Source organism: Synechococcus sp. OH2 (assembly GCF_047462155.1).
Lineage (GTDB): Bacteria > Cyanobacteriota > Cyanobacteriia > Thermostichales > Thermostichaceae > Thermostichus.
Map to the genome: position 1 here is coordinate 73,217 of NZ_JANSIR010000095.1, position 26,604 is coordinate 99,820.

At 62.2% G+C, this 26,604-nt stretch carries 23 protein-coding genes and 1 pseudogene; 20 read left to right on the forward strand and 4 right to left on the reverse strand.

All coding sequences use genetic code 11. The annotated features are described in order from the left end of the window. Positions 1 to 183: 183 nt before the first annotated feature. Positions 184 to 1,548 carry a histidine phosphatase family protein gene (locus NW835_RS08840; protein ID WP_414364531.1) on the reverse strand — a complete coding sequence of 455 codons (1,365 nt, stop codon included), beginning with the start codon at positions 1,546 to 1,548 and terminating at the stop codon, positions 184 to 186. 261 nt (positions 1,549 to 1,809) lie between these two features. Next, positions 1,810 to 2,622 (reverse strand): class I SAM-dependent methyltransferase, encoded by an 813-nt coding sequence (locus NW835_RS08845; RefSeq protein ID WP_414415083.1) that lies wholly within the window; start codon positions 2,620 to 2,622, stop codon positions 1,810 to 1,812. A 295-nt stretch (positions 2,623 to 2,917) separates the two neighbouring features. Between NW835_RS08845 and NW835_RS08850 the strand changes: the two genes are divergently transcribed. The 11 genes from NW835_RS08850 to NW835_RS08900 all read left to right on the forward strand — a co-directional run bounded on the left by NW835_RS08850 (position 2,918) and on the right by NW835_RS08900 (position 12,657). Then, a complete protein-coding gene (locus NW835_RS08850; protein WP_414415084.1) occupies positions 2,918 to 4,387 on the forward strand; it encodes an ABC transporter substrate-binding protein in 1,470 nt (489 codons plus the stop codon). Positions 4,388 to 4,456: 69 nt separating this feature from the next. After that, on the forward strand, positions 4,457 to 5,272 hold the full coding sequence (gene trpA / locus NW835_RS08855; RefSeq protein WP_414415161.1) for a tryptophan synthase subunit alpha: 816 nt from the start codon (positions 4,457 to 4,459) through the stop codon (positions 5,270 to 5,272). Positions 5,273 to 5,686: 414 nt separating this feature from the next. Continuing rightward, on the forward strand, positions 5,687 to 6,205 hold the full coding sequence (locus tag NW835_RS08860; RefSeq protein WP_414415085.1) for a phycocyanin subunit beta: 519 nt from the start codon (positions 5,687 to 5,689) through the stop codon (positions 6,203 to 6,205). A 164-nt stretch (positions 6,206 to 6,369) separates the two neighbouring features. After that, entirely contained in the window at positions 6,370 to 6,858 is a 489-nt protein-coding gene (locus NW835_RS08865; protein WP_011429135.1) for a phycocyanin subunit alpha, read from the forward strand. Positions 6,859 to 7,146: 288 nt separating this feature from the next. Further along, positions 7,147 to 7,407 (forward strand): phycobilisome linker polypeptide, encoded by a 261-nt coding sequence (locus tag NW835_RS08870; RefSeq protein WP_414370262.1) that lies wholly within the window; start codon positions 7,147 to 7,149, stop codon positions 7,405 to 7,407. 72 nt (positions 7,408 to 7,479) lie between these two features. After that, complete coding sequence (locus tag NW835_RS08875) at positions 7,480 to 8,250, forward strand: HEAT repeat domain-containing protein (RefSeq protein WP_414377234.1); 771 nt, start codon at positions 7,480 to 7,482, stop codon at positions 8,248 to 8,250. Positions 8,251 to 8,334: 84 nt separating this feature from the next. Beyond that, positions 8,335 to 8,976, forward strand: coding sequence for a HEAT repeat domain-containing protein (locus tag NW835_RS08880; protein WP_414364541.1), 642 nt, complete (start codon positions 8,335 to 8,337; stop codon positions 8,974 to 8,976). Positions 8,977 to 9,020: 44 nt separating this feature from the next. After that, positions 9,021 to 9,746, forward strand: a complete 726-nt coding sequence (locus tag NW835_RS08885) for a phycobilisome rod-core linker polypeptide (protein WP_414364544.1) — start codon at positions 9,021 to 9,023, stop codon at positions 9,744 to 9,746. Positions 9,747 to 9,893: 147 nt separating this feature from the next. Then, on the forward strand, positions 9,894 to 10,205 hold the full coding sequence (locus tag NW835_RS08890) for a DUF6825 family protein (RefSeq protein ID WP_414364546.1): 312 nt from the start codon (positions 9,894 to 9,896) through the stop codon (positions 10,203 to 10,205). Beyond that, positions 10,202 to 11,938 (forward strand): ABC1 kinase family protein, encoded by a 1,737-nt coding sequence (locus NW835_RS08895; protein ID WP_414415086.1) that lies wholly within the window; start codon positions 10,202 to 10,204, stop codon positions 11,936 to 11,938. Before NW835_RS08890 ends, NW835_RS08895 begins: the two co-directional genes overlap by 4 nt. After that, on the forward strand, positions 11,938 to 12,657 hold the full coding sequence (locus tag NW835_RS08900; RefSeq protein ID WP_414415087.1) for a Stp1/IreP family PP2C-type Ser/Thr phosphatase: 720 nt from the start codon (positions 11,938 to 11,940) through the stop codon (positions 12,655 to 12,657). The genes NW835_RS08895 and NW835_RS08900 overlap by 1 nt, the downstream gene beginning before the upstream one ends. Positions 12,658 to 12,667: 10 nt before the next feature. On the opposite strand, the gene NW835_RS08905 is transcribed toward NW835_RS08900, so the two are convergent. Further along, positions 12,668 to 13,585, reverse strand: coding sequence for a histone deacetylase (locus tag NW835_RS08905; protein WP_414370258.1), 918 nt, complete (start codon positions 13,583 to 13,585; stop codon positions 12,668 to 12,670). A 117-nt stretch (positions 13,586 to 13,702) separates the two neighbouring features. On the opposite strand from NW835_RS08905, the gene NW835_RS08910 reads away from it, so the two are divergent. The 4 genes from NW835_RS08910 to NW835_RS08925 all read left to right on the forward strand — a co-directional run bounded on the left by NW835_RS08910 (position 13,703) and on the right by NW835_RS08925 (position 21,530). Further along, positions 13,703 to 15,517 (forward strand): protein kinase domain-containing protein, encoded by a 1,815-nt coding sequence (locus NW835_RS08910; RefSeq protein WP_414415088.1) that lies wholly within the window; start codon positions 13,703 to 13,705, stop codon positions 15,515 to 15,517. A gap of 3 nt (positions 15,518 to 15,520) precedes the next feature. Further along, entirely contained in the window at positions 15,521 to 17,857 is a 2,337-nt protein-coding gene (locus NW835_RS08915; protein ID WP_414415089.1) for a transglycosylase domain-containing protein, read from the forward strand. 42 nt (positions 17,858 to 17,899) lie between these two features. After that, positions 17,900 to 19,771 (forward strand): excinuclease ABC subunit UvrC, encoded by a 1,872-nt coding sequence (uvrC, locus tag NW835_RS08920; protein WP_414415090.1) that lies wholly within the window; start codon positions 17,900 to 17,902, stop codon positions 19,769 to 19,771. Positions 19,772 to 19,856: 85 nt separating this feature from the next. After that, positions 19,857 to 21,530, forward strand: coding sequence for an NAD+ synthase (locus tag NW835_RS08925; protein ID WP_414415091.1), 1,674 nt, complete (start codon positions 19,857 to 19,859; stop codon positions 21,528 to 21,530). 61 nt (positions 21,531 to 21,591) lie between these two features. Here the strand turns inward: NW835_RS08925 and NW835_RS08930 are convergent, their stop codons facing one another. Beyond that, a complete protein-coding gene (locus NW835_RS08930; RefSeq protein WP_011429120.1) occupies positions 21,592 to 21,744 on the reverse strand; it encodes a chlorophyll a/b-binding protein in 153 nt (50 codons plus the stop codon). Positions 21,745 to 22,030: 286 nt separating this feature from the next. Between NW835_RS08930 and NW835_RS08935 the strand changes: the two genes are divergently transcribed. The 5 genes and pseudogenes from NW835_RS08935 to NW835_RS08955 form a co-directional block, all read left to right on the forward strand. Further along, positions 22,031 to 22,258, forward strand: coding sequence for a photosystem I reaction center subunit IV (locus tag NW835_RS08935; protein WP_414362355.1), 228 nt, complete (start codon positions 22,031 to 22,033; stop codon positions 22,256 to 22,258). A 25-nt stretch (positions 22,259 to 22,283) separates the two neighbouring features. After that, positions 22,284 to 23,162 carry a DNA-formamidopyrimidine glycosylase gene (locus NW835_RS08940; RefSeq protein ID WP_414370249.1) on the forward strand — a complete coding sequence of 293 codons (879 nt, stop codon included), beginning with the start codon at positions 22,284 to 22,286 and terminating at the stop codon, positions 23,160 to 23,162. Between the two features lie 75 nt (positions 23,163 to 23,237). Further along, positions 23,238 to 23,837: a pentapeptide repeat-containing protein gene (locus NW835_RS08945; RefSeq protein ID WP_414415092.1), complete on the forward strand. Its 600-nt coding sequence runs from the start codon at positions 23,238 to 23,240 to the stop codon at positions 23,835 to 23,837. Between the two features lie 97 nt (positions 23,838 to 23,934). Then, positions 23,935 to 24,531: a response regulator gene (locus NW835_RS08950; protein WP_414364567.1), complete on the forward strand. Its 597-nt coding sequence runs from the start codon at positions 23,935 to 23,937 to the stop codon at positions 24,529 to 24,531. 174 nt (positions 24,532 to 24,705) lie between these two features. Beyond that, a pseudogene (locus NW835_RS08955) lies at positions 24,706 to 26,604 on the forward strand (type II secretion system protein); the annotation flags it as partial.

A 26,604-nucleotide genomic window follows, 5' to 3' on the forward strand; every position in this document is an offset into this window, starting at 1 on the left:
CATCCAGGCGGGGGATGTCGGCAGGGATCCCCGTTGGCTGAGTAGCCCGGAGGCGGCCCTGCTGTAGCCACACGTCGGTCACCTCATCCCGCTGTTGCCAGGGATCCAACAGGCGCACCCCACGGAGGCAGAGATTGAGCAGGCTCAGGTCGGCAGGGAAGGTGGATCCCATCTTCCACCTCGCTAAAGTGCACCCGCTGTGGTGCAGTCGAAAATCTGGCCGGACAGGTGAGTGGTGAGGTTCAACACTTTGAGAACAGGAGCGCCGTCCTTGCCGTCGGGGTAGTCGATAACGGTAATGCCCCCATTGCCCTGCTTGAAGATCCAAAAGGCGTGGGGGGAAAGGTCGAACAACTGGCAGATGATCGCCTTGTTGATGGCGTCGTGGGCCACCACCACGGCCGTGCCTTCGGGAAATTGGGCGGCGGTGATGGCCAAAATCTCTTCCCATGCCGAGCGCGTGCGATCCCACACTTGGTACAGGTTTTCCCCGTTGGGCATTTGCACCGTGGCCGGATCCCGCTGCCAGCGCTCCAGCTCGCCTGGGTATTCGGCTTCCACCTCGCTCTGGAGCTTGCCCTCCCAATCGCCGTGGCAGATCTCCTGCAGCTCCGGCATCGGGCGCAGGATCAGGTTGGGGTGGTTGCTGCAGATGGCGTCCGCCGTGGCCCAGGGGCGCTTCAGCGGGCTGGAAAAAGCCAGGTTCAGCGGCTGATCGGCCAGAAACTCCGCCACCCTAGCTGCCTGCTCCTCGCCAGTGGCGTTGAGGGGAATATCCCGCTGCCCCTGAAAGCGCTGCTCCCGGTTCCATTGCGTCTCGCCGTGCCGCACCAGCAGGATGCGCATCCCCCGCTTGCGTTTGGGCAGAGGCTGACCCAGATGGGCAGTGATATTCAAAGATTCCAGTTGTGGCGGCGCCCCCAGGCCCTGGGGAAAGTTGAGAACGCTGATGGCGCAGTTATCTTGCCCAAGACGGTGGTAGTGAACCGGCCCCAGGCCGATGGCGGTGCTGACCAGGGCGCGGTTGATGCCGCTGTGCCCGACGACGAGAACGTTGAGGGGATGCCTTGGATCGGTTCCCCGATCAGAGGAGGTGGGGGGCGCTGACTTCACTTGCTCGGCCAGCAGTTGCCAAAACTCCTGCGCCTGCTGCCAGAGATCCCGCACCGGAAGGCGCCCCTCCAGCTCTAGCTCGTCGGGACGGTGCCGCCATAGGTGGTAATCTTCTGGGTATTTCTCCTTCACCTCGGCAAAGGTCAAGCCCTCCCAGGCCGTCAGGTCAATCTCCCGCAGGTGCTCGCTGATGGACAAAGGGATCCCCGCTCGCTCCTTGAGAATGATACGGGCGGTGTCGAGGGCACGGGAGAGAGGGCTGCAGTAGGTGTAATCCAAGGGGATCCCGGCCAGAACCTCAGCTACCCGCTGTGCCTGCGCTTCTCCATTGGGGGTGAGGCGAGAGAGATCGGAGCGGCCTTGGATGCGATTTTCGACGTTGAAGGTGCTCTCACCGTGGCGCACGAGCAGGATGCGCAGGGCAGGCTGAGCCATTGTTTGCACGGACTTACTCAAGAACACCTTCTAGAGTATCGCCTAGAGTATCGCTGTTGGACTGGGCTTGCCCTGCCAGTGGGGTTCTTTCTAGGAGTTGGGATCCCGGATTCTGGCCTCAACAGATCGGGCGGTCAAGTTTTCAATTTTGACCGCGGCAAGATCGTGGAAGAAAACACCCCCCAAGAGTTTTTCAGCAACCCCCAGGAAGAGCGTTCCCGCCTTTTTTGTCGCAGATCCTTTCCCACTAAGGGGCTACGCTTAGAGAGGCGCAAGCCGTGCCAGAAAGGCTCCCTCCGGCTCTTGGTAGAGAATTTGTCCCTGCCAGCCGTGGGCGTGGGCATAGCGCAGCAGGGTCTCCGGATCCACAAACAGCCAGGGAAAGGGATCCCCGCGCTGCCCGTTGTACTCGGCCACAAAGTTCACCACCTTGGCTTTTGCCTCGCCCGCCGCTTTCAAGTCCTTCCCTTTCTCCCAATCCTCGGCTTCAGAATCGGCTGAACTTTCTACCTGCGGCAGATCCGCCGAGCCGCCATCTTCCCTGAGGTCGCTTAGATCGGTGGAATCCACAAGCAACTGCCCGGTAGGCTGAACCCAGTGGCGGGCCAAGGTTAAAAAACGCTCCAATCCCGCCAGGGATCCCACCAGGCCGACGCCGTTCATCAGCAGCAGCAGCGTATCGAAGGGCTCCTCCGGCCCCTCCCAGGAGAACAGGTCGGCGGCAATGCGGCAGCGCACCCCCCGTTCGGCCATGATCCGCAGCGCCACGGGGGAGCGATCCAGGGCGGCCACAGCCAACCCCTCCTCCTGCAGCAGCAGGCTGTGGCGGCCTGTGCCGGCGCCAATGTCCAACACGCGACTGCGACAGAGATCCAAAGCCAGGGCCTCCACTTCTGGCAGCTCCTGGGTGAAGAACACCTCCGGCGAGACCACCTGGGGCTCCTCTGCCAGCGGGATCCCCTCGGCGCTGTAGGCGTGCAAGCGCAGGGAGCCCCTGGCCTGGCCCCGGTGCCAGTCCCACAGGGCTTGTTCGAGCGGATCCTGAGGTAAAGGGTTTTCGACAACCTCTATCATGGGAAGGGAAAGCCAGCGTCTTGCCCCGATGTCGCATTGCTTGACGCCGCCGCTATCGTCCTTTTGCTGATCGCTGCAGGGGTTTGGGCCCCATCTCTGCAGGCTAACTGGGAGACTGAGCCCCAGCGTACACCCAGAAGAGCCCTCGGCAACTCCCTCTGTTCCTGTCTCCATTGTGGAGCACCTGGAGCGCCAATACCGCAACAGCCCTACCTACCGGCCTGATCCTTCGGGTATGCTTCAAGAAATTCTTGAAGATCCTTGAAGAGAGGGGTTCCAGGAGCTTCCTGAAGGTGTGAGCAGTACCCCTGCTGCCCGGATTCTGCTGTTGTTCTCTTCTTTAGGGCCCATGGTTGCCAAGTCTCCGCCACCCATCGTCTACATTGCTCTGGGGCTCCTGCTCCTCTGGGGCGGTCATCGCGCTTGGCGGGCGGGCTACCTTCGCTGGCCGCCAGGGATCTCGCTGCCGCGAGTGTCGCTGCCAGGGTTGGGCAGTAGGGCCCAGGATCTGCTCTTAACCAGCGGCGAGCGCACCCTCTTTGCCGATAGCAGCCCCGCCGCCGTGGCTGCCGCAGAGCTCATCCGCCAGGGCAATTTTGGGGCGGCGATCCCGCTCTTGGAGATGGGGCTGCAGAACAACCGCAACGACCCGGAAGCGCGCATTTTTTTGAACAACGCCCGCGCCCGGCAACAGGGCAACCCCTTGAGCTTAGCCGTGGTGGTGCCCATCTCCAGCAACCCCAACCGCGCCAAAGAGACGCTGCGGGGCGTGGCCCAGGCCCAAGAGGAGCTTTTCCAACAGGGGGGCCTTGAGGGGCGGCTGCTGCAAGTGGTGATTGCCGACGACGGGGATAACCCGGAGCGAGCGGCGGCAGTGGCCAAAGCGCTGGTGGGCCAGCCTGAGATTTTGGGGGTGATCGGCCACAACGCCAGCGATGCCACCCTGGCGGCGGCTGAGATCTATCAGTCTGCCGGCCTGGCCATGATCTCCTCCACCTCCACCAGCACCCGCATCAGCCTGCTGGGGAACGCCATCTTTCGCACCGTCCCCTCCGACCAGATTGCTGGCACGCAACTGGCCCGCTATGTCCTTAACAAGCTGCGCCTGCAGAGGGTGGCCATCTTCTACAACCCCAACAGCGCCTATAGCACCAGCCTGCGCGACGCCTTTGCCTCCACCCTGACCAGCGAAGGGGGGATTGTGCTGGCCACCTTTGACCTAACAGCCGCCGATTTCAACCCCCAGGCCAGCCTCCGGAGAGCACTGGAGCAGGGATCCCAGGCGGCTTTCTTGGCACCCACGGCTTCCGTAGCCGAACAAGCGCTGGCCGTTGCCCGCCAGAACGCCCTCCTCGGCCAACCCCTTGCCCTGGTGGGGGGGGATGTGCTCTTCAGCCTCACCACCCTCAAGGAAGGGGGAGCAGCGGTGGAGGGCATGGTGGTGGCGGTGCCCTGGCATCCCGATCTTCCCCGCAGCCGCGGCTTTGCCCAGAAGGCAGCCCAGATGTGGGGAGGGCAGGTGAGTTGGCGCACCGCCCTGGCCTACGACGCCACCCGTGTTTTTCTCCAGGCTATTCGGCAGGGATCCCCCAGCCGCAGCGGCATTCTCACTGCCCTTGGCGACTCCAACTTCCGCTTGCCAGACGGCGCTTCCGGGGAGGTGCGCTTTTTGCCCTCCGGCGACCGCGATGCCCCCAACGTGCTGGTGCGCATTGAACGGGGCAACCGCTCCGGCACGGGCTATGATTTCGTGCCCATCCCCTAGGGATCCCGGCAAGCGCTACAGTAGGGGATGCTCTCAACTCTCTTCATCTCCTCAGCTCGGATGGATCCCATGCCCAGCCGGATCACCGCGTGTTTTCAGGCGCTGCGCAGCCGCGGCGAAGCCGCCCTCATCCCCTACCTCACCGCCGGGGATCCCGACCTGGAAACCACCTTTGAGGCCCTGCAAGTTTTGGATCAACACGGCGCCGATCTCCTCGAGTTGGGGGTGCCCTACTCGGATCCCCTGGCCGATGGACCCGTGATCCAAGCAGCAGCTACCCGCGCCCTCAAGCGGGGTGTTACCTTGGGTGCCATCTTGCAGGGCTTGAGGTGCCTCTCGCTGCGGGCCCCTCTCATCCTCTTCACCTACTACAACCCCATCCACCAGCTCGGCCTCCCCACCTTTGTGCAGCAACTGCGCCGGGCCGGCTGTGCTGGCTTAGTCGTCCCCGACCTGCCCCTGGAAGAAGCCGGATCCCTGCGGGAAGCAGCGCAGGCAGAGGGGATCGACCTGATCCTACTGGTGGCCCCTACCAGTCCCCCGGAGCGGATGCGCCGTATTGCCCAACAGTCCAGCGGCTTTATCTACCTGGTCAGCACCACCGGCGTCACCGGCGAACGGGCCACCCTGGAGCAGCGGATCCCGGCCTTGCTGCAGCAATTGCGCCAATACACCTCTCTGCCGATTGGGGTGGGCTTTGGCATCTCCACCCCCGACCAAGCCCGCCAGATTGCTCTCTGGGGAGCCGATGCCGCTATCGTGGGCAGTGCCTTCGTGCAACGGCTGGCCAAAGCCCCCACTCCCGCCCAGGGGCTGCAACAAATCGCCCACTTCTGCCGGGATCTAAAAGCTGCTCTGCAAGGAATAGGTACCCCCGAACATTGACTGCTTCAGCGTGTGGGCAAGAGGCTTGCCTTTATCTCAAAACAAGTAAAACGAATGTTTACATTTTGTTACTACCCTCGCCGACCGGTTTCCGGCCTGCTGACCCAACAGAGCCAGAGGATTGGCGGCCAAGCAGACACTCTGGTGCCTGTTTATTTGTAAATCTTCACAAAACACTCATCCCTCCCACGCTATAAAATTGACCTGGATGCTCGGCTGTCTGAAAGTCGCAGAGGTTCTTGACTTGTCTCAAAATCTGGGGCTTCGGTGGGGGTAGTTTTGAGCAACCCGCTCCACAGGATCCCCGGTTTTTGGGCAAGGAGGATCCCGCGAACAACAAAGTTTGGGATCCCGCTTTTGAGAGGTTCAGCCAGTCGCCCATCGCTTTTTGGAAAGACCAGAAGGAGATCCATCATGCAAGACGCCTTTACCCGGGTGATCGCTCAGGCAGATGCACGCGGTGCTTTTTTAAGTGATCAAGAGTTTGACCGTTTGGCGGCTTTGGTGGCAGAGGGCAACAAGCGCCTGGATGCGGTCAACCGCATGACCAGCAACGCCGCCCAAATCGTAACCAATGCGGCTCGTTCCCTGTTTGCCCAGGAGCCGGATCTGATCGCCCCTGGCGGCAATGCCTACACCAACCGTCGCATGGCTGCCTGCCTGCGCGACCTGGAGATCATCTTGCGCTACATCACCTACGCCACCCTGGCGGGGGACAGCTCGGTGCTGGAAGATCGCTGCCTCAACGGCCTGCGGGAGACCTACATTGCGCTGGGGGTGCCCACTAGCTCCATGGCCAACGCCATTGCGGCCATGAAGAAGGAAGCCCTGGCCAAGATCATGGATCCGAACGGCATCACCCCTGGCGACTGCTCGGCGCTGCAAAGCGAGGTGGCCAGCTACTTCGACAAGGCGGCTGCCGCCATTGTTTAAGTTGAGGGTAAGTTGAGGGTTGAAGGCGGTCGTCCCTCTTTAAAGCTCCCTGAGATCGTCTAGATCCCTTTTTCCGATAGGCAGAAAGGCATCCCCCACTTAAAGGGGTGCCGGCTGCTCAACTAAGACTTTTGCTAACAGTCAACGCATTTAGGAGTTGCAAGGTGAAAACTGTCATTACCGAAGCGATTGCCGCTGCTGACAATCAAGGGCGTTTTCTCAATGCCAGCGAGCTGCAGGCCGTTAATGGTCGTTACCAGCGCGCTGCTGCCTCTCTAGAAGCGGCCCGTGTCCTGACCCAAAACCAACAAACGCTGGTGCGCGAAGCGGTGCAGGAAGTATTCAAGCGCTTCCCCTACCTGACCCAGCCGGGCGAGATGGGCCATGGCGATGTGTTTCAGGCCAAGTGTGCCCGCGACATTGGCTACTATCTGCGCTTTATCACCTACTCGCTGGTTGCAGGCGGCACGGGCCCCCTCGATGAATACTTGGTGGCTGGCCTGCGGGAGGTGAACCGCTCCTTTAACCTCTCCCCGAGCTGGTACATTGTGGCTCTGCAACACATGAAGAGCCGTGCACTGGGCATGCTGAAGGGCCAAGCAGCCAACGAGGCAGCCATTTACTTTGATTACGCCATCAACGCCCTTAGCTAAGGGATGCCAGAGTAGAGATCCCGTTTTTGGGGGAGCGATCTCTTTCTTCGTCTTTCAATTAAGTGCCCCTATAGAGCAGGCAGCAGCCCAAGTAAAGCTGAGCCGGTCGTTTCCAGGTTTTCGGCACCGCGGCTCTTCTCGAGCCGGCTAGGTTGCCTGCCTGCTTCCCAAGCGCTTGTGCCTGGGTACAGCTCCGCCTCTGGAGGTGGCTTTTGGGGCCCCTCTGGTGGTGAGGGGGTTTTTGTGCCCAGGTGCTGCACAAAGTTGAACTCGACTCGGGGGAAAGCGATGTTTGGTCAAAGCACCAGCGGCCCTGAAACTTTGACGGAAGCCGGTAGCCGGGTTTACAAGGTTGAGTACACTGGCCTGCTTAACCCGCCCGATGCTCTGGCCACCTCTGCTAAGGTGCGTCGCAGCACCATGAGCACCACAGTTCCTTACAGCCGGCTGTCTGCCGAGATGCAGCGCATTCTGCGGATGGGCGGCAAAATTGTGCAGGTCACTGCTCTATCGGTGGCCCCTCCCCAGAGCAACGGCGCTGCTGAGTAAGGGATCCCCCTGCTCAACCGCAGTCATTGGCAAGGTGGCCTCGATTCCATGGACGGCTCTGCAAGGCTTCCCATGACATCCAACACAGCGGTGCTGCCCCAGCCGCTCACCTGGGAGCAGGCAATAGCGCGGCTGCAGGGGGATGATCCCCAAGATCGGTATTATGCCGCTTGGTACTTGGGCACGGTTCGGGATCCGCGGGGCGTGGAGCCGCTGCTGCTGGCGTTGCGAGATGAGCGGGATCGCACCGCTTTGGGGGGCTACCCGCTACGGCGCAATGCCGCCAAAGCCCTCGGGCAAATTGGCGACGTGCGGGCCGTGCCCGGCCTGATCGAGGCACTTGCCTGTACCGATCTGCACGTGCGGGAAGAGGCTGCCTACGCCCTGGCCCAGTTAGGGGACAGGCGAGCGGTGGATCCCTTGCTGGCCTTGCTGCAGTCGCGGGAGCAGGAGCAGCCCTGGGAAGCCTTCATCGAGGCGCTGGGCCAGCTCGGCGCCACCGAGGCCGAGGCGGCGATCCGGCCTTTTTTGAGCCACCCTTCGGAGCGGGTGCGTTCGGCAGCTGCCTGGGTGCTCTATCGCTTTACGCAAGCCGAGGAGCTGACCCAAGTTCTGGTGGCGCTGCTGGCCCACCCCAATTTCAGCCTGCGCCAAGCGGCCCTTTTCGATCTGGCAGAATCCGGCTGGGTGGCAGGAGCGTCGCTGTTGGCGACAGCCGATGTGGCCCTTAACCTGCGCATCAACGCTCTGAAGCGCCTGTTCGACGTGGCGCTACAGTTGGGGCGGGTGCCGCCGGATCGGGTGGCAGCGGCGATCATCCCGCAGCTGGACAGGCTGTTCTAGACGTGGAAGGGCTTTGGGCTCTCCCCCGTGTTGGCTCACTCGAATGTTTTGTTCTTTACCTTACCTTCGGCCTGTGGGTTGTCTATGTCCTCTTCCTCGGCTGCGCAAGTGCTTCCTACTGCTGTGGCTCAACTGGCTGCTGAACTGGAACAGGCCACCTCAGCGGAAGAGCTTTTGCGGGTGGTGAGAGCGCTGGGATCCTTGGGCCACGTGGAAGGGATCCCCCTGCTCATTCGCGCCTTTGGCTTCAACCGCCCTGCCGTGGGAGAAGCCGCCCTGGAAGAGGTGCTGCGCTTCGGGGAGGCAGCGGTACAGCCTTTGCTGGCCAACATCGATGGCTTCGACTATGGGGCACGTGCCTATTCGGTGCGGGCATTGGCCCGCATCGGCCACGGGGATGCCTACCCCTTTTTGGCGGAAGCCATTGTGGCGGACTTCGCCCCCAGCGTGCGGCGGGCGGCAACCCGTGGGCTGGGGCGGGTAGCTGCACGGAGGCCTCTCTCCGACCAAGAGCAAGCTTTGCACCTGTTGCGTCAGTGCTTGGGCGACGCTGACTGGGGCGTCCGCTATGCTGCCGTCGGATCCCTGACGGACTTGGCTCGGCTGGGGGAAGCGTCCCTGCGCCCCGCAGCCGCAGCGGCTCTCCAGATGGCTTTGCAGGATGCGGATCCCTTGATTCCCCTCCGCGCTCGCCTCAGCCAGCAGGAGCTGGCTGCTGAGCGGTAGCCTCTTCTTCTTTAGTTGTTTTGTTTCTTGTAGGAGCACAGCCTATGTCTCTTCCCTTGCTTGCCGATCGCCCCACCACGCAAAACGTGCGGGTGAACCGCTACTTTGTACCCAGCGACGAAACCCCGCCCGTCTATCGCCCCGACGACCCGACGGGCATCGAGAATGTCATCCGCGCCGCCTACCGGCAGATCTTCAGCGAACACCTGATGCTGGAGAGCTACCGGCAAAAAGCTCTGGAGTCCCAGTTGCGCAACGGGGCGATCTCGGTGAAAGAGTTTATCCGTGGCCTGGGCAAATCGGAGGTGTACCGGGATCTGGTCATGGTTCCTAACGACAACTACCGCTTCGTCGAGGTCACCTTCCAGCGCTTCCTGGGCCGGCCCACCTACAGCCAGCAGGAGCGCATCAAATACTCCATCATCCTTGCCACCCGCGGGCTGGACGGCTTTATTGATGCTGTCATCGATAGTGAGGAGTACAACGCCGCCTTTGGGGACGATGTGGTGCCCTACCAGCGCCGTCGCCTCTCAGAGAAGCCGGCCAACCTGGTGACCCCCCGCTACGGAGCGCGGTGGCGGGATGTTTCCGGCGTGAAGCGCTCGACGCGGGAAGTGGTGCGCACCTATCGAATTACCCGTCCTCCCAAGCCGGGGGATCCGGAAAACTTCCTCAACATGGCCCGCATGCTCAATCCCAAGCCGGCAGCGCGGCAAAACATCAGTGTCTTCGATCTGAAGATCCCTGACATGACCACCAACCGCCGCTGAGGTTGGGCAGCCCACCCGCCGCATCTTCCTCCATTTGCCAAGCCAGTCAAGCCGATCATCCGACGCCGCCGGGGTGGATCGGCTTTTCGGCCTGGTTGGAGTAGGATTCGTTATAATTTGGGTGATGCTTCTTAACACTTGGGTTGCATGAAGAATCCAGTTGTACGGGCTTTTTTCGTCGGCAAGGCGGTGGCCGACGTGCTGCGAGAGCGCTTGGAGAGCACCTTCGCCGACATTGCTGGGGAAGTGGGCAAGGTGTGGGCGGAGCTCCAAGAGGGCTGGCAGACTTTTGCTCAGGATGTCATGGCCCGGGCTGAGGCGGAAGCATCGCTAGCTACCCAAGCAATAGTGCCGCCGCCCTTCAAGACAGAGGATCTGCAGGCAACCTTGGACGACCTACGGGCAGAGGTGGCGCAGTTGCGCTCCGAATTGCAGAAGTATCGGAGTCGAAACGCTTGAACGCCAGCACACTCCGATCCCGAACCTTTTTGGGATCCGAACCCGTCAAGCCCTATACCGCCTACCGTTGGGCCCGGGAAAACTACACCCGCTGGGGCCGCCTTCTGGATATTTGGCGATTTGTGCTCACCTGGCTGTTCTACCTCTGGCTGGATCAGCAGGCGTGGAGCTACGGGGGGCAGGCCACACCAGAGCGCAAGGCCAAACGCCGCCGCGCCAGAGCCATCTGGATCCGTGAGACGCTGCTCCACCTGGGCCCTACCTTTATTAAGGTGGGGCAGTTTTTCTCCACCCGCGCCGATCTCTTCCCCGCCGAGTATGTCGAGGAGCTGTCCAAGCTGCAGGATCGGGTGCCCGCCTTTGGCTACGAACAGGTGGCGGCCATCGTGCAGCAAGAGTTGGGCAAGCCGATTGAGCAGATCTACAGCTATTTCGATCCCACCCCTTTGGCTGCAGCCAGCTTGGGGCAGGTGCATCGCGCCAAGCTCAAGACTGGCGAAGAAGTCGTTGTCAAGGTGCAGCGTCCGGGCCTGACCCGCCTGTTCACGATTGATCTGGAGATCTGCCGCGGGATCGCCGAGTTTTTTCAGTACCGCACCCGGTGGGGCGGGCCGGGCCGAGACTGGATCGGCATCTACGAAGAGTGCCGCCGCACCCTCTGGGAGGAAGTGGACTACCTCAACGAGGGCCGCAACGCCGACACCTTTCGCCGCAACTTTCGGGATATGCCGCAAATTGCCGTCCCCAAGGTGTACTGGCGCTACACTTCCCCCCGTCTGCTGACATTGGAATACCTGCCGGGGATCAAGATCAGCGACTACGAAGCCCTGAGCGCGGCGGGGCTGAACCGCAAGGTCTTGGCCCGCTTGGGGGCAGAGGCCTATTTGCGGCAACTGCTCAAAGACGGCTTTTTTCATGCCGATCCCCACCCTGGCAACATTGCCGTCAAGCCGGATGGCACGCTGATCTTCTACGACTTCGGCATGATGGGGCGCATTCGCCCCGGCATCAAGGAAAAGCTGATGGCCATGCTGGCGGCTGTGGTGGCCAAAAATGCCGACCTAGTGGTGGCCTCGCTGGTGGAGCTGGGGGTGCTGGTGCCCACCGCCGATCTGGCGCCGGTGCGTCGCTCGGTGCAGTACATGCTGGATCACTTTATGGATAAACCCTTTTCCAGCAACCCAGGAGAAATCTCCGTGGCGGCCATCAGCGAAGACCTCTACGAGCTGGCCTACGATCAGCCGTTTCGCTTTCCCGCCACCTTTACCTTCGTGATGCGGGCCCTGACCACGTTGGAGGGGCTGGGAAAAGGGTTGGATCCGGAGTTCAATTTTCTGGAAGTGGCCAAGCCTTTCGCGGAGGAGCTGATGAACGGCAGCAGACCGGAGACGGAAACTCTGCTAGCCCAGGTCAGCCGCCAGGCGGCAGAGTTCACCAGTAGCAGCCTCAGCTTGCCCCGCCGTCTTGAATCGACCTTGCGCAAGTTGGAACAGGGGGAACTGCGCCTGCGGGTTCGCTCGAGCGAGGCAGAGCGCCTGATGCGCCGGCTGAACAACACCGGCCTGGGCACCATTTACGCAGTGTTGTTTGCAACCTTTTTTCTCAGCGCAACCCAGCTATTTTTGGCTGGGCATGCTACTTTAGCGATTGTCACCCTGGCTTTGGCCGTTCTCGCCGCCTTGGCGCTGGTCAGGGTACTCTTAAAGGCAAATGGATCAGAGCGACTGATGTGATGCGACGATATGCCTGCGCTACGGATCCAGGCAAGGTCCGCAGCAGCAATCAGGATGCCTACTACTGTGATCCAGAAGGACGTTACTTCATCGTTGCCGATGGCATGGGAGGGCACGCTGCCGGGGCAACGGCTAGCTTGTTGGCCGTCGAGACCATCCGGGCCTATCTGGATCGAGGCTGGAAAAACGTGCCGGCACCCAAGTTGCTCAGCGAAGCGGTAGAAGCAGCCAACGAGGCCATTCTGAAAGACCAGCGGGAAAACCCAGAGCGGGCCGACATGGGCACCACCGTGGTGGTGGCCTTGGTGGATCCTAACAACAATTGCTGGAGCGCTCACATTGGCGATTCTCGCCTCTACCGCTTGCGTGGATCCGAGATGCAGCAGATGACGGAGGATCACACCCTGGTGGCCCGCTCGGTTCGCCAAGGGGAGTTGACGCAAGAGCAAGCCCGCGTCCACCCCTGGCGACATATTCTCGAGCGCTGCCTGGGCCGGCCCGATGCGGGGCCGCCTGCCGTGCAGCCAATTACAGTTTGTCCGGGAGATCGCCTGCTGTTGTGTAGTGACGGGCTCACCGAAGAGCTGGATGACGAGGCTATCGCCGAGTATTGCCTGCAGGTAGAGGACTTGGAGCAGCTCCCCCGCAAGTTAATCGAGGCGGCCAAAGAGCGGGGCGGGCGAGACAACATCACGGTGGTGATCGCCGAATACGCTTAGTTGTGCCCTTCTAGAGGCAGTATTGCCGGTAGACCTCGCCAGCGGCGCGGTGCAGCAGCGAGTGGCGGTACACAAGGTGGGCAAGGTCTTTGCCATAGCCGCCGCCGATAACGCAGGCAACGGGGTAGCCTCGCTTTAAGCAGGTGTCCAGCACCTGCATGTCGCGGCGAAACAGCCCCTCGTCGCTGAGGGCCAGCTTGCCCAAGAGGTCTTCGCGGTGGGGATCCACCCCCGCGTCGTAGAGCACCAGATCGGGGCGCACCTGGGCCAAGAGATCCGGCAAGTGGTCGGCCAAGATTTGTAGATAGGCTTCGTCTTCCAGGCCCACCGGCAGGGGCACGTCCAGGTCGCTCTGTTGTTTGGTGGCCGGGAAATTGGCGGCGCAGTGCATGGAAAAGGTAAACACCCGCGGCTCGGAGCGGAAGATCCAGGCGGTGCCGTCGCCCTGGTGCACATCCAGGTCGACAATCAGAACCTTGTGCACCAGCCCCTGCTGCAGCAGGACTTGGGCGGCAATGGCCAGGTCGTTGAAAATACAGAAGCCGGCGCCGTAGGTGGGAAAGGCGTGGTGGGTGCCGCCGGCGGTGTTGCAAGCCAGGCCGTGGCGCAGGGCCAACTGGGCGGTCAGGACGGTGCCGCCCACGGCTCGACAGGTGCGCCGCACCAGCTCAGGGCTCCAGGGCAGACCGATGCGCCGCTGCAGCTTGGCCTCCAGGGATCCCTCACAGTAGGCCCGCACGTACTCTGGCGTGTGCACCGATTCGATCCAGGCCAGGGGAGGCAGCTCCGGCTGGTGCACTTGCTGAGGGCGGATCACCCCTTCCCGCAGCAGTAGCTCGTGCAGGAGGCGAAATTTTTGCATGGGAAAGCGGTGGCCCGGCGGCAGGGGGGCGCTGTAGTCGGGGTGGTAAACAACGGGCAAAGACATTCAAGGCAACCGGATCGACGAGGGTGAGCATGGCCTATTGGGGCCCCAGTGCTTATGGTAGAGGTAGCCTACTCTTGCCAGGGCCCTGCTCTCTTCTCTGTATCGTCGCCATCCCCTATGTTCACTTCCTCGGATCCCTTTTTGGATCGCCTCTTGGCCCAGCGCTATCGCCTCACCCATCTGCTGGGGCAAGGAGGCATGGGGCGGGTCTATTTGGCCCAAGATCTGCTCTTTGGTGGGGTGGAAGTGGCTATTAAGCTGCTCTCCCAGCCGGCGATGGACGAGCAGGCCCGCCTGCGCTTTGAGCGGGAAGCGAAAGCCTGCGCCGCTTTGGGCCAAAAGAGCCTGCACATTGTCAAGGTGAGCGACTACGGCATCACTACCGATGGGGTGCCCTTCTATGTGATGGAATACCTAAACGGCCAAACCCTCAAGGATATTCTGGCGGCGGGACCTCTGCCTCTGGAGCGCTTTTTTCGCCTGGCCCGCCAAATTGGCCTGGGGCTCAAAGCGGCCCACGAAGGGATCCTCTTGGAAGGGCAGCGGATCCAGGTCATCCACCGCGACCTCAAGCCGGCCAACGTGATCGTGGTGGCCGACGAGAGCTTGGGGGAGCTGGCGAAGCTGGTGGATTTCGGCATTGCCAAGTTGCTCAACACCCGGGAGTCGCTGAGCCTCACCCACGCCTACCTGGGGACGCTGGCCTACTCCTCCCCAGAGCAATTGGAAGGGTTGCCGCTGGATGCCCGCTCCGACATCTACAGCTTCGGGATCATCCTCTACCAGATGGCGTCCGGCCAGATGCCCCTCCAGCCCACCACGGAATCTTTCCCGGGCTGGTACCAGGCCCACCACAAGCAGCGCCCCCTGCCTCTGGAAGAGCTGGGACTGCCCGCTGGCCTCTCCGACCTCATCCTCAGTTGTTTGGCCAAAGATCCGGCTGCCCGTCCGCCCACGGTGGCCAATGTGTTGGCAGAGCTGGAGCGCATCCAAGCCGGGATCCGAGGTTCCGCCCCTGTTGCCTTTCCATCGCCAGGGATCCGTGGCGCCTCGCTTCGGGATCCTGCTCCTTTAGCAACAGCCGGCACGCTGCGTCTCAGGCCCGTGACAGGGGCCACTGCGGCGGAGAACAGGGGATCCCTGCTCCTCTTCCTGATGGGCGGGCTGCTGGGCTGGGCCCTCGTGAGTTGGCAGTTGGGACGGTTTCTGCAGCGCCCTGCGGCTCCGGTGATCTCCGGCTCTCGCCCCTCGCCAGCTCCCACGGAGTTAGAGGATGAGCGCCCAGGAGCGGATGCGCAGCCCGATACGGCCCCTGAACCTCTTGCTCTGGAGCGGGTCAACGGCGGTGCTGCTCAGGACGCCGGCAAGAGGGAGCGGGATCCGGCGCCGGAGCTGGAGCCCTACAGCGGCAGCGGGCCGGTGTTGCGCGCCTTCCCTCTCCAGACTTCCCGCGAGGTGGTGCGGGCCGCCCTGGGATCCCCCAGCCAGCAGGGTCGGGGCGCTTGGCCCAACACCGTGTACGACCTGTACCGCTTGGGCGGCATGAACTTGAGCCTCACCTACGACGAATCCAGCCTGGCGCTGCAACAAATCGAGGCCACTGTTGCCGACGACGTGCCCGCTCCGCAGGCAGAAGGGCTGCTGGAAGACATGCTGCAGGCCCCCTTGCCCCCCCAGTTGCAGCGAGAACTGCAGGCGGTGCGGGAAAACCGTTCTGAGCGCGTCCAGTTCCGTGTCGGCCCTTGGTCTGGCCTTGTCGAGCGCACCCCCCAGGGCCACCTCTACCTGGCCGTTTGGGATCCCCCGCCCAGCCCTTCACCTTCCCCGCCCACCGCCCCCGTTGCCCAGCCCCGTCTGGCCCCCGCCGGCCCTCCTCCCGGCCAGACCCTGCAGGAGCTGCTGCGCCGCTCACGGGAATTGCGGGGAGATTGAGCCATGTCTGCTTCCGAAGACAAGAATCCTGTGCTGGGCACCGTCGCCCGCTTCTTCAAGACCCTGGCGAGACCCTTTCCGGTCGGGCCTACGCTTCTCCTCAAGCCCGCCGAGCCTCCTCCCCCCAAGCGCCCGGTGCGCCTGCGGATCACCTGCCCAGGAGAGCCCCCCCAAGTGGTCACCCTGCAGGGATCCGACATTCTGGGTCGCAGCCAGACGGTGGCCACCATCCGCATCCGCGCTCCTGCGGTGAGCCATCTGCACGCCCGCATCCGTCCGCGTCCGGGCTGGCGTCTGCCCGGCCTGGGGTGGCGGATCCCGTTGCCCCCAATTCTCTACTGGCTGGGGTGGAACGCCGGTCGCTACCAACTGGAAGATCAAGACTCCACCAACGGCGTCTTTCGCCTCAAGCCCTTTGGCGGCGCCGAGCGGGTGCGTCGAGTGATCCTGCGCCATGGCCAGCGACTCAGCCTTGGCCCGCCCCGGGATCCGGAGAGCGTGTTCATTCAGGTGTTGGATCCACCGCCGCCGCAGGTGTACGGGGTGCGCGGCTGCCTGATCCTGATGGCGCTCTTGGGGCTGGGGGTGAGAATTTGGATCGGCCATGAGTGGAGCAAGTTCTCAGTAGAACCGCCGCTCGCCGCCGATCGCAACCCCCTCATCGTCCTGGCCGGGGATCGGCAAACCGAACTGCGCCGCCACCAGGGGGATATCTATCGGGAGCTGCCCAACCTGGAGGCCTTCGGCCCGATTCTGCCCAAAGTGGTGGTGGCCGCCGAAGATCACCGCTTCTACTCCCACTTCGGGGTCGATCTGCTGGGCATTGCCCGCGCCTTTTGGGTCAACCTGCGCTCCGGAGAGGTGCAGCAGGGGGGCAGCTCCATCAGCCAACAACTGGCCCGCACCGTGTTGCGCGACTACACCGGCTCAGGCAACACCTTTGGCCGCAAGCTGCGGGAGGCTGTTGCCGCCCTCAAGCTGGAGCGGCGCTACAGCAAAGACGAAATCCTCACCCTCTACCTCAACAACGTCTACTTGGGCAACGGCATCTACGGCTTTGAGACCGCCGCCCAGTTCTACTTCGGGATCCCCAGCCGCCAGCTCAGCCTTTCCGAAGCCGCCACCCTGGCCGCCATCCTGCCTGCTCCCAATGCCTTCAACCCCATCGCCAACTACGATGCCGCCGTGCGGGGCCGGGATCGGGTGTTGGATCGCCTCAGCGAGCTCCAAGTCTTCCCAGAAGAGGAGATTCGGCGGGCCCGGCGCAGCCGCCTCACCCTCAACCCCAATCTGCGCTCCCAGACCTCGACGGTTGCCCCTTACTTCTACAGCACCGTCTTCCAGGAGCTGCGGCAGCTTCTGGGCCAAGACCTCTCGGCAGAGGGCAACTTCATCATCGAGACCACACTGCATTTGCCCTACCAGCGGCTGGCGGAGCAGGCCCTGGCCCAAACGGTGCGCGAGGCGGGCTCCCGCCTGGGCTTCAGTCAGGGTGCCTTGGTCAGCCTCGACAGCCGCAACGGCGAGATCTTAGCTCTCGTGGGCGGGATCGACTACAACGCCAGCCCCTTCAACCGGGCTACCCAAGCCCAACGGCAGCCGGGATCCACCTTCAAAGTCTTCACCTACGCCGCCGCCCTCAGCCAGGGGATCCCGCTTTCGCAGGTGCTCTCCTGTGAGCCGCTTACTTGGGGCAACCTCACCTTTCAGGGCTGCCGCTCGGGAAGTGCCCCCATGGACTTGGCCCGCGGCTTGATCCTCTCCGAAAACGTAATCGCCCTGCGGCTGGCCCAACAGGTGGGGCTGGAGCAGGTGGTGGCCATGGCGCGGCAAATGGGGATCCAATCCCCCTTGCAGCCCTATCCTTCCCTGGTACTCGGCACGATGGAGGTGAACCTGCTGGAGCTGACCGCGGCCTTTGCTCCTTTGGCCAATCGCGGCCTTTGGTCCAGGCCCCACACCATCCGCCGCATCTTGGATAGCAGCGATTGCGCCAACCCCGACGACTTTCGCACCTGCCGCGAGATCTACCCAGGCCGCGAGGATCCCCGCTCGCAGCGGCTGGTTTTGTCGGCAAGCGTCGCCCAGCAGATGACCGCCGTATTGCAAGGCGTGATCCGCTCCGGCACCGGCACTGCCGCTCGCCTTGGGATCGGAGAAGCGGGCAAAACCGGCACCACCACCGCCAACAAGGATCTGCTCTTTATCGGCTACACACCCAACCCGCCTCTGGTAACCGGCATTTGGCTGGGCAACGACGACGCCGGCCCCACCGGCGGCAGCAGCAGCATTGCCGCCCAAACTTGGAGAAACTACATGAGCCAAGTCATCACGGAATAAAAACCTTGGGATCCCTGGCTTTGCCTGTTGGAGCGAAGCTGTATGACTGTCCCTCTGATTCAAAACCCTGATGTTCTAGAAAGCCGACTCAAGGAGATTCCCACCGAACCTGGTGTCTATTTGATGCGAGATGCCACCGACCAGATTCTCTATGTGGGCAAATCGAAGAAGTTGCGATCTCGCGTGCGATCCTATTTTCGCTTTACCGGCGACTTGCCTCCTCGCATTCAGCGCATGGTGGTTCAGGTTTGCGAGATCGAGTTTATCGTAACCGATAACGAAAGCGAAGCCCTAGCCCTGGAAGACAATCTCATTAAAACCTATCAGCCGCCCTATAATGTTCTCCTCAAGGAGGAAAAAAAATACCCCTACTTGTGCATTACGTGGTCAGAGCCTTACCCTCAGATTTACATTACCCGCCACCGCCGTCTCAACCAAAATCAAGATAAGTACTACGGGCCCTATACCGATGTGGGCCTGCTGCGCTACACCCTCGGCCTGGTGAAGCGCATTTTTCCCTTGCGCCAGCGTCCCAAGCCCCTTTACAAAGATCGCCCCTGTTTGAACTACGACATCGGGCGTTGCCCTGGTGTCTGCCAAAGCTTGATCAGCCCGGAGGAGTATCGCAAGACCGTTGCTCAAGTGGCGATGATCTTCCAGGGGCAGACGGACGAGCTTATCCGGGAGTTGAAGGAGAAAATGGCCCAGGCAGCCGAGCAAGAAAATTATGAGGCGGCGGCGCGGTACCGGGATCAAATTCGTGGCCTAGAACAACTGGGCGAATCCCAGAAGGTGTCTTTGCCCAACTCTACCGTCAGCCGCGATGCCCTGGCCTTAGCTATGGATGACTCGCGAGCTTGCATCCAGTTGTTTCAGGTGCGGGCGGGCAAGTTGGTGGGACGGCTGGGGTTTATTGCTGAAAACCGTGGCGACGACCCGGCTCTTATTTTGCAGCGAGTTTTGCAAGAGCATTACCAGTACTGCGACCCGGTGGAAATTCCCTCGGAAATCTTGACCCAGTACGAGCTGCCGGATCGCGATTTTCTTGAGTCTTGGCTAAGCCAAAAAAAGGGGCGCAAGGTCAGTCTCCTTGCCCCCCAGCGGCAGAGCAAAGCGGAGCTAATTGAACTGGTAGAGCGGAACGCCCGGCTGGAGCTAGCCCGCAGCCAGCGCTTGGCAAACCGGGAGGCAGAGGCGCTGGAACGCCTGGCAGAAGTTTTGGATTTGCCGGCAGCTCCCCGCCGCTTGGAAGCCTACGACATTTCCCACCTCCAGGGATCCGATGCGGTGGGCAGCCAGGTGGTGTTTATCGACGGCTTGCCAGCCAAGCAGCACTACCGCCGCTATCGGATCCGCAACCCCGAGGTGCGGCCCGGCCACTCCGACGATTTTGCCAGCCATGCCGAGGTGGCGCGGCGTCGCTTCAGCAAAATGACCCCTGAGGATCAGCCGGACTTGGTGCTCATTGACGGCGGTAAGGGGCAATTGGCGGCAGTCATGGCTGTCTTGGCAGAGCTGGGCCTGGAGCACCTGCCGGTGATTGCCCTGGCCAAGCGGGAGGAAGAGATCTTTCGGCCCGGGGATCCGCTGCCGCTGCGGCTGCCGCCCCAGGATCCGGCCCGCCTGCTGTTGCAGCGCCTCCGAGATGAGGCCCACCGCTTTGCCCTAGCCTACCATCGCCAGCAGCGGCAGCTACGCCAACAGGCTTCTGTCCTGGAGGAGATCCCTGGCCTGGGCAAGCAGCGCCAAAAGCTGCTAATGGAGGCGTTTCGCTCCCTTGCCCGCATTCAAATGGCCACAGAAGAGCAGTTGGCCCAGGTGCCAGGTATTGGCCCCAAGCTGGCCCGCCAGATTTACCGCTACTTCCATCCAGAAGCCGAAACAGAGTCGCCAGCAACAGCAGAAGGGGGGTGAAGGGCCAAACTTAACGATTCATGCTGGCCTATCATCGTGGAGTCTGCCATTTGCCGGGCAACCGTTCTCGGCCAAGGGGATCCAAGTGAAGGTAGCGCTGTTGCAACTCAACTACACCGTTGGCGATCTCAGCGGCAATGCTGAACGCATCCGTGCGGCGGTCGAGGCAGCGGCGGCGGCAGGAGCGGAGCTGGCCATTACGTCTGAGCTGGCCCTGTTGGGGTACCCACCCCGGGATCTGCTGCTCTATCCAGCTCTCATCGAGAGGGCCGGCCAAGTTTTGCAGCAGTTGGCCGCCCGGCTGCAGGAGAGCATTCCGGTGGTGGTGGGATCCGTGCAGCCTAACCCTCTGCCGGAGGGGCGGCCCCTCTACAATGCGGCAGCCTGGCTGGAAAGGGGGCAGATCCGCCACTGGTTCCAGAAGTCGCTCCTGCCCACCTACGATGTCTTCGACGAGGATCGCTACTTCGAGCCGGGATCCCCACCCCAACCCATTGAGTACCGGGGCCGCCGACTGGGCTTTACCATCTGTGAGGACATCTGGAACGACCGCGACTTCTGGCAGCACTGCCGCTACCACCGCGATCCAGTAGAAGAGATGGCCCGCTGCGGCGCCGATTTGCTGATTAACCTTTCCGCCTCCCCTTTTAGCTTGGGCAAGCAAAAATTGCGGGTGGAGATGCTCGGATCTCTAGCCCGCAAGCACGCCCTGCCCATCCTCTACGTCAACCAGGTGGGAGGCAACGACGACCTCATCTTTGACGGGGCCAGTTGCGCCCTAGATGGCCGAGGCCGGCTGGTGGCCCAAGCTGCTGCTTTTGCGCCGGATCGGCTCATCGTGGATGTGGAGGCGCTGCTCCATCCCCGTGATGAGGAACCCAGCCCGCCGGGATCCCGCTGGCCAACAGAGCCGGAAGCGGAGCTGTACGAAGCCTTGGTTTTGGGCACCCGCGACTACGTCAGCAAATGTGGCTTTCGCGAGGTGTTGCTGGGCCTGTCGGGAGGGATCGACTCGGCTGTTACTGCCGTCATTGCCGCCGACGCCCTGGGGCCGGAGCGGGTGCTGGGGGTACTCATGCCCTCTCCTTACTCCAGTCCCGGCAGCCTGACGGACGCTTACCAACTGGCGCAAAACCTGGGGATCTCGACCCTGAAGCTCCCCATTCACGCGATTATGGAAAGCTACCAACATCTCTTGGCCGAGCCTTTTGCCGGCCTGCCCCCCGACATCACCGAAGAGAACCTGCAGTCCCGCATCCGCGGCACCCTGCTCATGGCCCTCTCCAACAAGTTTGGCCGGCTGCTTTTGACCACGGGCAACAAGTCGGAGCTGGCAGTGGGCTACTGCACCATCTACGGGGATATGTCCGGTGGCTTGGCGGTGATCTCCGATGTGCCCAAAACCTGGGTCTACCGCCTGGCCCGCTGGATCAACCGCCACCAGGAGCGGATCCCTCTTCTCATCCTCAGCAAGCCCCCCTCGGCAGAGCTGCGGCCTGGCCAGCGAGATAGCGACAGCCTACCCCCCTATGACGTGCTGGACGCCATCCTGCAGCGACACGTTGAACAGCACCAATCCGCTGCCGAGCTGGTGGCCCAAGGGTTTGATCCCGATACCGTACACCAGGTGCTGCGGCTGGTGCAAAATGCCGAGTTCAAGCGCCACCAGGCTCCTCCAGGACTGCGGGTCACTGACCGGGCCTTTGGCACCGGCTGGCGCATGCCCATTGCCAAACGCCAGGAAGGGATCTGTTTTTGATTTTGCCCTCACCCCCGGCCCCTCTCCCTCAGGGAGAGGGGGGTTGCCGCAAGCCAAGTTTCTAGATCAGCCCCAGCCAGGAGGCGACGCCTTGGCCGGTCACCGCTTCGATGACAATGGCCAGGACAAAGCCAATCATGGCTGCGCGACCGTTGAGACGCTCGGCATATTCGTTAAAGCCAAACTTGGGCTCAGACAGGTTGGGGTTGGACATAAGAACCTCCGCTGTGTGCTTTGGAGCAAAAAGAGTGGAATCTGTAAAGAATGAAAACAAGAATGCCACCCACCCTTCAGTATAGTTTGCATTTCTTTACGAATGCAAGAAAGAAGCTGCCGATGACCAGTGTTCCGGTTGAGGACAAGAGCCAGGTTCCTAGGTGCGGCGTTTCATTCTCCTCCCTAGCCCAGAACGGCAGGGATCCCTGTTACAAAAGTTCGGAAATCGCAGCCTTCCCACCGACTAGGGTAATCTGAAGTGCAGGTCAACGGAGAAAACCCCTATGGCGATTCAGCGTGGTGCCAAAGTCCGTGTGTTGCGGAAAGAATCCTACTGGTATCGGGATGTGGGAACGGTGGCAGCGGTGGATACCAGCGGCATCCTCTACCCGGTGATCGTCCGCTTTGACAAGGTTAACTACTACAACATCAACACCAACAACTTCCGCGAGGACGAGCTGGAGGTGGTGGAAGAGCCCAAGCCCAAAGCCAAAGCTACCTCTGCCAAGTAAACCAAGCTTTTGGCCTTCCTGTCCTGTGCCCGAGCTGCCCGAGGTTGAAACCGTCAGGCGGGATCTGCAGCGCCTTACTCTAGGTCTGCGCATCCTGGCGGTGGAGGTGCTTCTCCCTCGCACCGTGGCCTACCCTGGCAAAGAGGAGTTTGAGCAGGGGCTGGCTGGTACCTGTTTGACCCAGTGGCAGCGGCGAGGCAAGTATCTCTTGGGATCCCTGGACTCCGGAGCGGTTCTGGGTGTGCATCTGCGCATGACCGGGCAACTGCTCTGGGTTCAGGGATCCGCGCCTTTGCCGGTTCATACTCGCGTCCGGCTGCGCCTGGAGCAGGGGTGGGAGCTGCGCTTTGTTGATCTGCGCACCTTTGGCCAGATGTGGCTGGTGCCCGCCGGGGTGGAGCCGGAGACGGTGATCCCCGCCCTGCAGAGCTTGGGGCCGGAGCCGCTGTCGCCGGCCTTTTCAGAAATCTATTTCCAAGCTGCTTTGCAGAAGAGCCGCCGCCCCATCAAAACTGCCCTGCTGGATCAGGGCCTGGTGGCGGGGGTGGGCAACATTTACGCTGATGAGGCCCTGTTTTTGAGCGGTATTCACCCTTTGACGCCCGCCTCGCAGCTTTCCGACGCTGCCAAAAGCCGCCTGCGGCAAGCTTTGATCGAGGTGTTGCGGGTTGGGCTGGAGCAGCGGGGCACCACCCTGCGTGATTACCGGGATCTGCGTGGGATCAACGGCAACTATCAAGGTCAAGCCTGGGTGTACGGTCGGGAAGGGGATCCCTGCCGCCTCTGCGGCACCCCCATTCAGCGGCTTAAGCTGGCGGGCCGCTCAGCCCACTTTTGCCCCCGCTGCCAGCCGCCCCCAGGCCAGGTTGCAACTGGATGGCGGATCCCCCGCGAACAGCTATAGTTCTGGGTTGATCTCCAGCTCCCCTCTCCCAGAGGGAGAGAGGCTGACGGTGAGGGAGGGATCCCGGTGAAAAAGGTGGTAGGGCCTCGGTCTTGGGGCGTCTTCGGCGGGATAGCTTTGTGGGGGATAGGGATCCCGGCACTTCCTGTTTTTGCCCAACTGGAGCTGGATGCCCAACTGGGCCGATCCCAAGTTGTTGCCCCCAGCAAAGATTGCCCCGCCTGCGACCTGACGGGAGCCGAGCTGCCAGGCGTGGATTTGTGGGGGGCCAACCTCAAAGAAGCCATCCTCAAGCAGGCCAATCTGCAAGCTGCCAACCTCTCCCAGGCAATCCTCAACTTGGCCGATTTGCGCGGCGCCAACCTGAGCAGCACGGATCAGAGAGGGGCCTTTCTGTGGGAAGCGGATCTCAGCCAAGCCAACCTCCAGCAGGCCAATCTCACAGGGGCTAACCTCCAGGTGGCCAACCTCAGCGAAGCCGATTTGCGCGGGGCTGTTCTTGCCGGCGCCGACCTGACAGGAGCCAACCTACGCCAGGCCGATCTGCGCGGGGCCGACCTGCGGGGAGCTTTTCTGGAGGGAGCGGATCTAACTGGCGCCTTGTACAACGCCCAGACCCAACTGGATCCCACCTTTAGCCCCAGCGCCCACGGCATGGTCTTTGTGAAAAACTAGCCCCCCTCTCCCTTGGGGGGAGGGGCCGGGGGTGAGGGCTAGCTCCCTCTTTTGGGCAGATTAAGCTTAGCCCCCTTCCTGGCCGGGATCGCCTGCCATGAGTTCCCCTGTGCGAGTTCTGATTGCCGACGACCATCCCCTATTTCGGCTGGGGCTCAAGTTTGCCCTGCAAGCGCAAGGATTTGAGGTGGTGGCCGAAGCGGAGACGGGATCCCAGGCCGTTGAGTACTGCCGCCACAACCCTCCCGACGTGGCCATTTTGGATGTGCGCATGCCGGATGGAGACGGGATCCTGGCCTGCCAGCAGATTGTTGAGCTGGGCCTGTCGGTGGTGGTGGTGATGATGACCACCTTTCAGGAGCCGGCCTTGGTCGAGGCAGCGCGACGAGCGGGGGCCAAAGGCTACCTCTCCAAAGAAACCGACCCGGCGGAGCTGGCCCGCGTCATTCGGCAAATTCTGGCCACTCCCGATCAAGACTGGCTGCCCACCCCCCAAGCGTTGCCCAAGCTTACCCCCCGCGAGCTGTGCGTGTTGCAACTGATGAAGGAGGGCCTGGCCAACAAGCAGATTGCCCGCCGCCTGGGCCTCAGCATCGAAACCGTGAAAGAATACGCCAGCGCCGCCTACCGCAAGCTGGACGCCACCGACCGCGTCACCGCCCTGCTCAAGGCGCAACAACTGGGAATTCTCTAAGTACAAAGCCCCTATCCTACTCCCCTCTCCCTCAGGGAGAGGGGCCGGGGGTGGTCGCGTGAGCGGCGCGGAGCGCTTGGGCAGCCCGGCGTTTCCCCCCAGAGGTGGGGATGCCTGCAATCCGGATCCCTTGCATACTGTTGCTATCTTGGTAGCCTTTACCCGCGTACGGCTATGTCTGCTCCTTCCCCACTGTTGCTCAAACTTGCCCTGCGTCTGCTTGGCTCTCTGAAGATCCCGGTGGATCGGCGCAGGATCCGCGAGCGTGGCTTTGTTCTACCGGTCGCCATCCTGATTGTACTGGTGTTGAGCTTGGTAACGGTGGGCCTGCTCACCCGCTCCACCCAGCGCAATATCCAAACCCAGGTGGAACGGGCGGGGCAGACGGTTAGCCGACAACTAAACGCCGCCATCGACCGGGCGCGGGCCAAGATCGACTACCTGGTGCGGGATCCCCGCCTGCCCGCTGGCACCCCTACTGATGCCCAACTTGCCGCGGCCTTGATTAACGACGGGGCGGGAGGGCTGCTCCCGCGGGATGAGAACGAGCCCTACATCCTCCCCGATGAAACCCAGTTCGAAATTACAACCAACATCGAGGTGGAGGATCCCAACAACCCCGGGCAAACCCTGCCTGTGCCGGTACGGGCGCCGGCCTGGTGGTTTTTGGTGGACACCGACAACAACGGCGTCAACGACTCCGTAACTGCCTACACCATTCTCAACACCCGTCGGGCTGCTGGCGCTGGCTTTGAGGATAGCCAGCTAACGGATACGGAGCGGGCGCGGCGCCTGATGATCCGCAGTGGCCCCCTGCAAGGGTCGGCCCTGAACCCCTGTACCGACAAAGCCGCCGAGCAGACCGCCAACCCCAACGTGGGAGACTGGTTCCAGGCGGGATCGGCGCTGTACAAGCCTTTCCAGGTCTTTGCCGTCACCTTGCCCATTCAAGGCGCCGACTCCACCACCCGCGCCATCTCGGCTTTGCAATTCCAGCAGGATCGGAAGCGGGATCTCCTCAACAAGTGGGGGGCCTTCAGCCGCGGCGACCTAGAGTTTTTCTTCACCCCCGGCTACAACTGGAACGGCGCCATCTACGCCGGCGGCAGCCTTTTCTTCCGCTATGCCCCCAACAACTTGTTCCGGGCTTTCACCATCAGCTCGGAGCAATCCTGTTTCTACATGCCTGTAGATAACTCGGAGATTACTGCCTTCGGAGAGCTGGTGGCAGGGGCTATTGGCTACGCCGGCCAGCAGGTGAGCGATACCCTGATTTTCGATGTGCACTCCGGCGAGCAAGACGTAGCGCCGAGTGTGTTGGCCAGGCTGAACAACCTGAACTTTGACTCGGTGCAAAACACGGTAGAGCCGGAGAGTGTGGCCCTGGATCCGCTGGAGCTCCACCTTTTCGGCCGCATACGCACCCGCGGATCCTATGCCGCAGATGCAGCGGGATGGGCGGCTTCTCCCCTCAACGCCAAACGGGAGCCCAACCCCGGCCGGATCAAGGCCGGCGGTTTTCAGTCCGGTTCCGACCAAGTCTGCCCGCCCTACGTGGACGATGTCTATCGGGCCGACAATCGCTTTGGGCCCAAGGCCAGCTACGAGCGTCCGCCCGTGACGCCTGACCCGCAGAATGGCTGCAACGTGCCCACCTTTGCCGAAAAGTTCAACGCCAGGGCAGGTGACACAATCCCGCCTGAGGCCAAAAATGAGCTGGGCGAATCCCTCACCGAAGACAACCCACCCGCAGGCGCACTTGCCGAGGTGGGGCTGGATGGCTACTGGGAGCGGCGGGCCCGTGTGGAGGGCCTGCGGGTGATCGTGGGGCAGCGCTTGGAGCTGACCCGCACCGACTCTTTGCCGCTGCCGTTGGTGCCAGGGGGCGATCCCAATGATCCCACTAAGCTACAGGCCATTTTCATCAGCAACGAGGCGCGGCAACGCCTAACCCTGCGGGACAACCCGGCAGCAGTGCAGGCCACGGCTGTTTACCACTACAGCCACCAAGATGGGCGCTTCCCCATCGCCTGCCTGGCCACGGTGGCCCACCCCGGCACGCCTTGGAGCTTG

What these genes read in the sequence shown, in the direction of transcription:
- NW835_RS08840 (WP_414364531.1), bottom strand. Translation starts at nt 1,548, where the DNA reads ATGGCTCAGCCTGCCCTGCGCATCCTGCTCGTGCGCCACGGTGAGAGC.
- NW835_RS08845 (WP_414415083.1), bottom strand. Translation starts at nt 2,622, where the DNA reads ATGATAGAGGTTGTCGAAAACCCTTTACCTCAGGATCCGCTCGAACAA.
- trpA (WP_414415161.1), top strand. Translation starts at nt 4,457, where the DNA reads ATGCCCAGCCGGATCACCGCGTGTTTTCAGGCGCTGCGCAGCCGCGGC.
- NW835_RS08860 (WP_414415085.1), top strand. Translation starts at nt 5,687, where the DNA reads ATGCAAGACGCCTTTACCCGGGTGATCGCTCAGGCAGATGCACGCGGT.
- NW835_RS08870 (WP_414370262.1), top strand. Translation starts at nt 7,147, where the DNA reads ATGTTTGGTCAAAGCACCAGCGGCCCTGAAACTTTGACGGAAGCCGGT.
- NW835_RS08875 (WP_414377234.1), top strand. Translation starts at nt 7,480, where the DNA reads ATGACATCCAACACAGCGGTGCTGCCCCAGCCGCTCACCTGGGAGCAG.
- NW835_RS08880 (WP_414364541.1), top strand. Translation starts at nt 8,335, where the DNA reads ATGTCCTCTTCCTCGGCTGCGCAAGTGCTTCCTACTGCTGTGGCTCAA.
- NW835_RS08885 (WP_414364544.1), top strand. Translation starts at nt 9,021, where the DNA reads ATGTCTCTTCCCTTGCTTGCCGATCGCCCCACCACGCAAAACGTGCGG.
- NW835_RS08890 (WP_414364546.1), top strand. Translation starts at nt 9,894, where the DNA reads ATGAAGAATCCAGTTGTACGGGCTTTTTTCGTCGGCAAGGCGGTGGCC.
- NW835_RS08900 (WP_414415087.1), top strand. Translation starts at nt 11,938, where the DNA reads ATGCGACGATATGCCTGCGCTACGGATCCAGGCAAGGTCCGCAGCAGC.
- NW835_RS08905 (WP_414370258.1), bottom strand. Translation starts at nt 13,585, where the DNA reads ATGTCTTTGCCCGTTGTTTACCACCCCGACTACAGCGCCCCCCTGCCG.
- NW835_RS08910 (WP_414415088.1), top strand. Translation starts at nt 13,703, where the DNA reads ATGTTCACTTCCTCGGATCCCTTTTTGGATCGCCTCTTGGCCCAGCGC.
- NW835_RS08915 (WP_414415089.1), top strand. Translation starts at nt 15,521, where the DNA reads ATGTCTGCTTCCGAAGACAAGAATCCTGTGCTGGGCACCGTCGCCCGC.
- uvrC (WP_414415090.1), top strand. Translation starts at nt 17,900, where the DNA reads ATGACTGTCCCTCTGATTCAAAACCCTGATGTTCTAGAAAGCCGACTC.
- NW835_RS08930 (WP_011429120.1), bottom strand. Translation starts at nt 21,744, where the DNA reads ATGTCCAACCCCAACCTGTCTGAGCCCAAGTTTGGCTTTAACGAATAT.
- NW835_RS08935 (WP_414362355.1), top strand. Translation starts at nt 22,031, where the DNA reads ATGGCGATTCAGCGTGGTGCCAAAGTCCGTGTGTTGCGGAAAGAATCC.
- NW835_RS08950 (WP_414364567.1), top strand. Translation starts at nt 23,935, where the DNA reads ATGAGTTCCCCTGTGCGAGTTCTGATTGCCGACGACCATCCCCTATTT.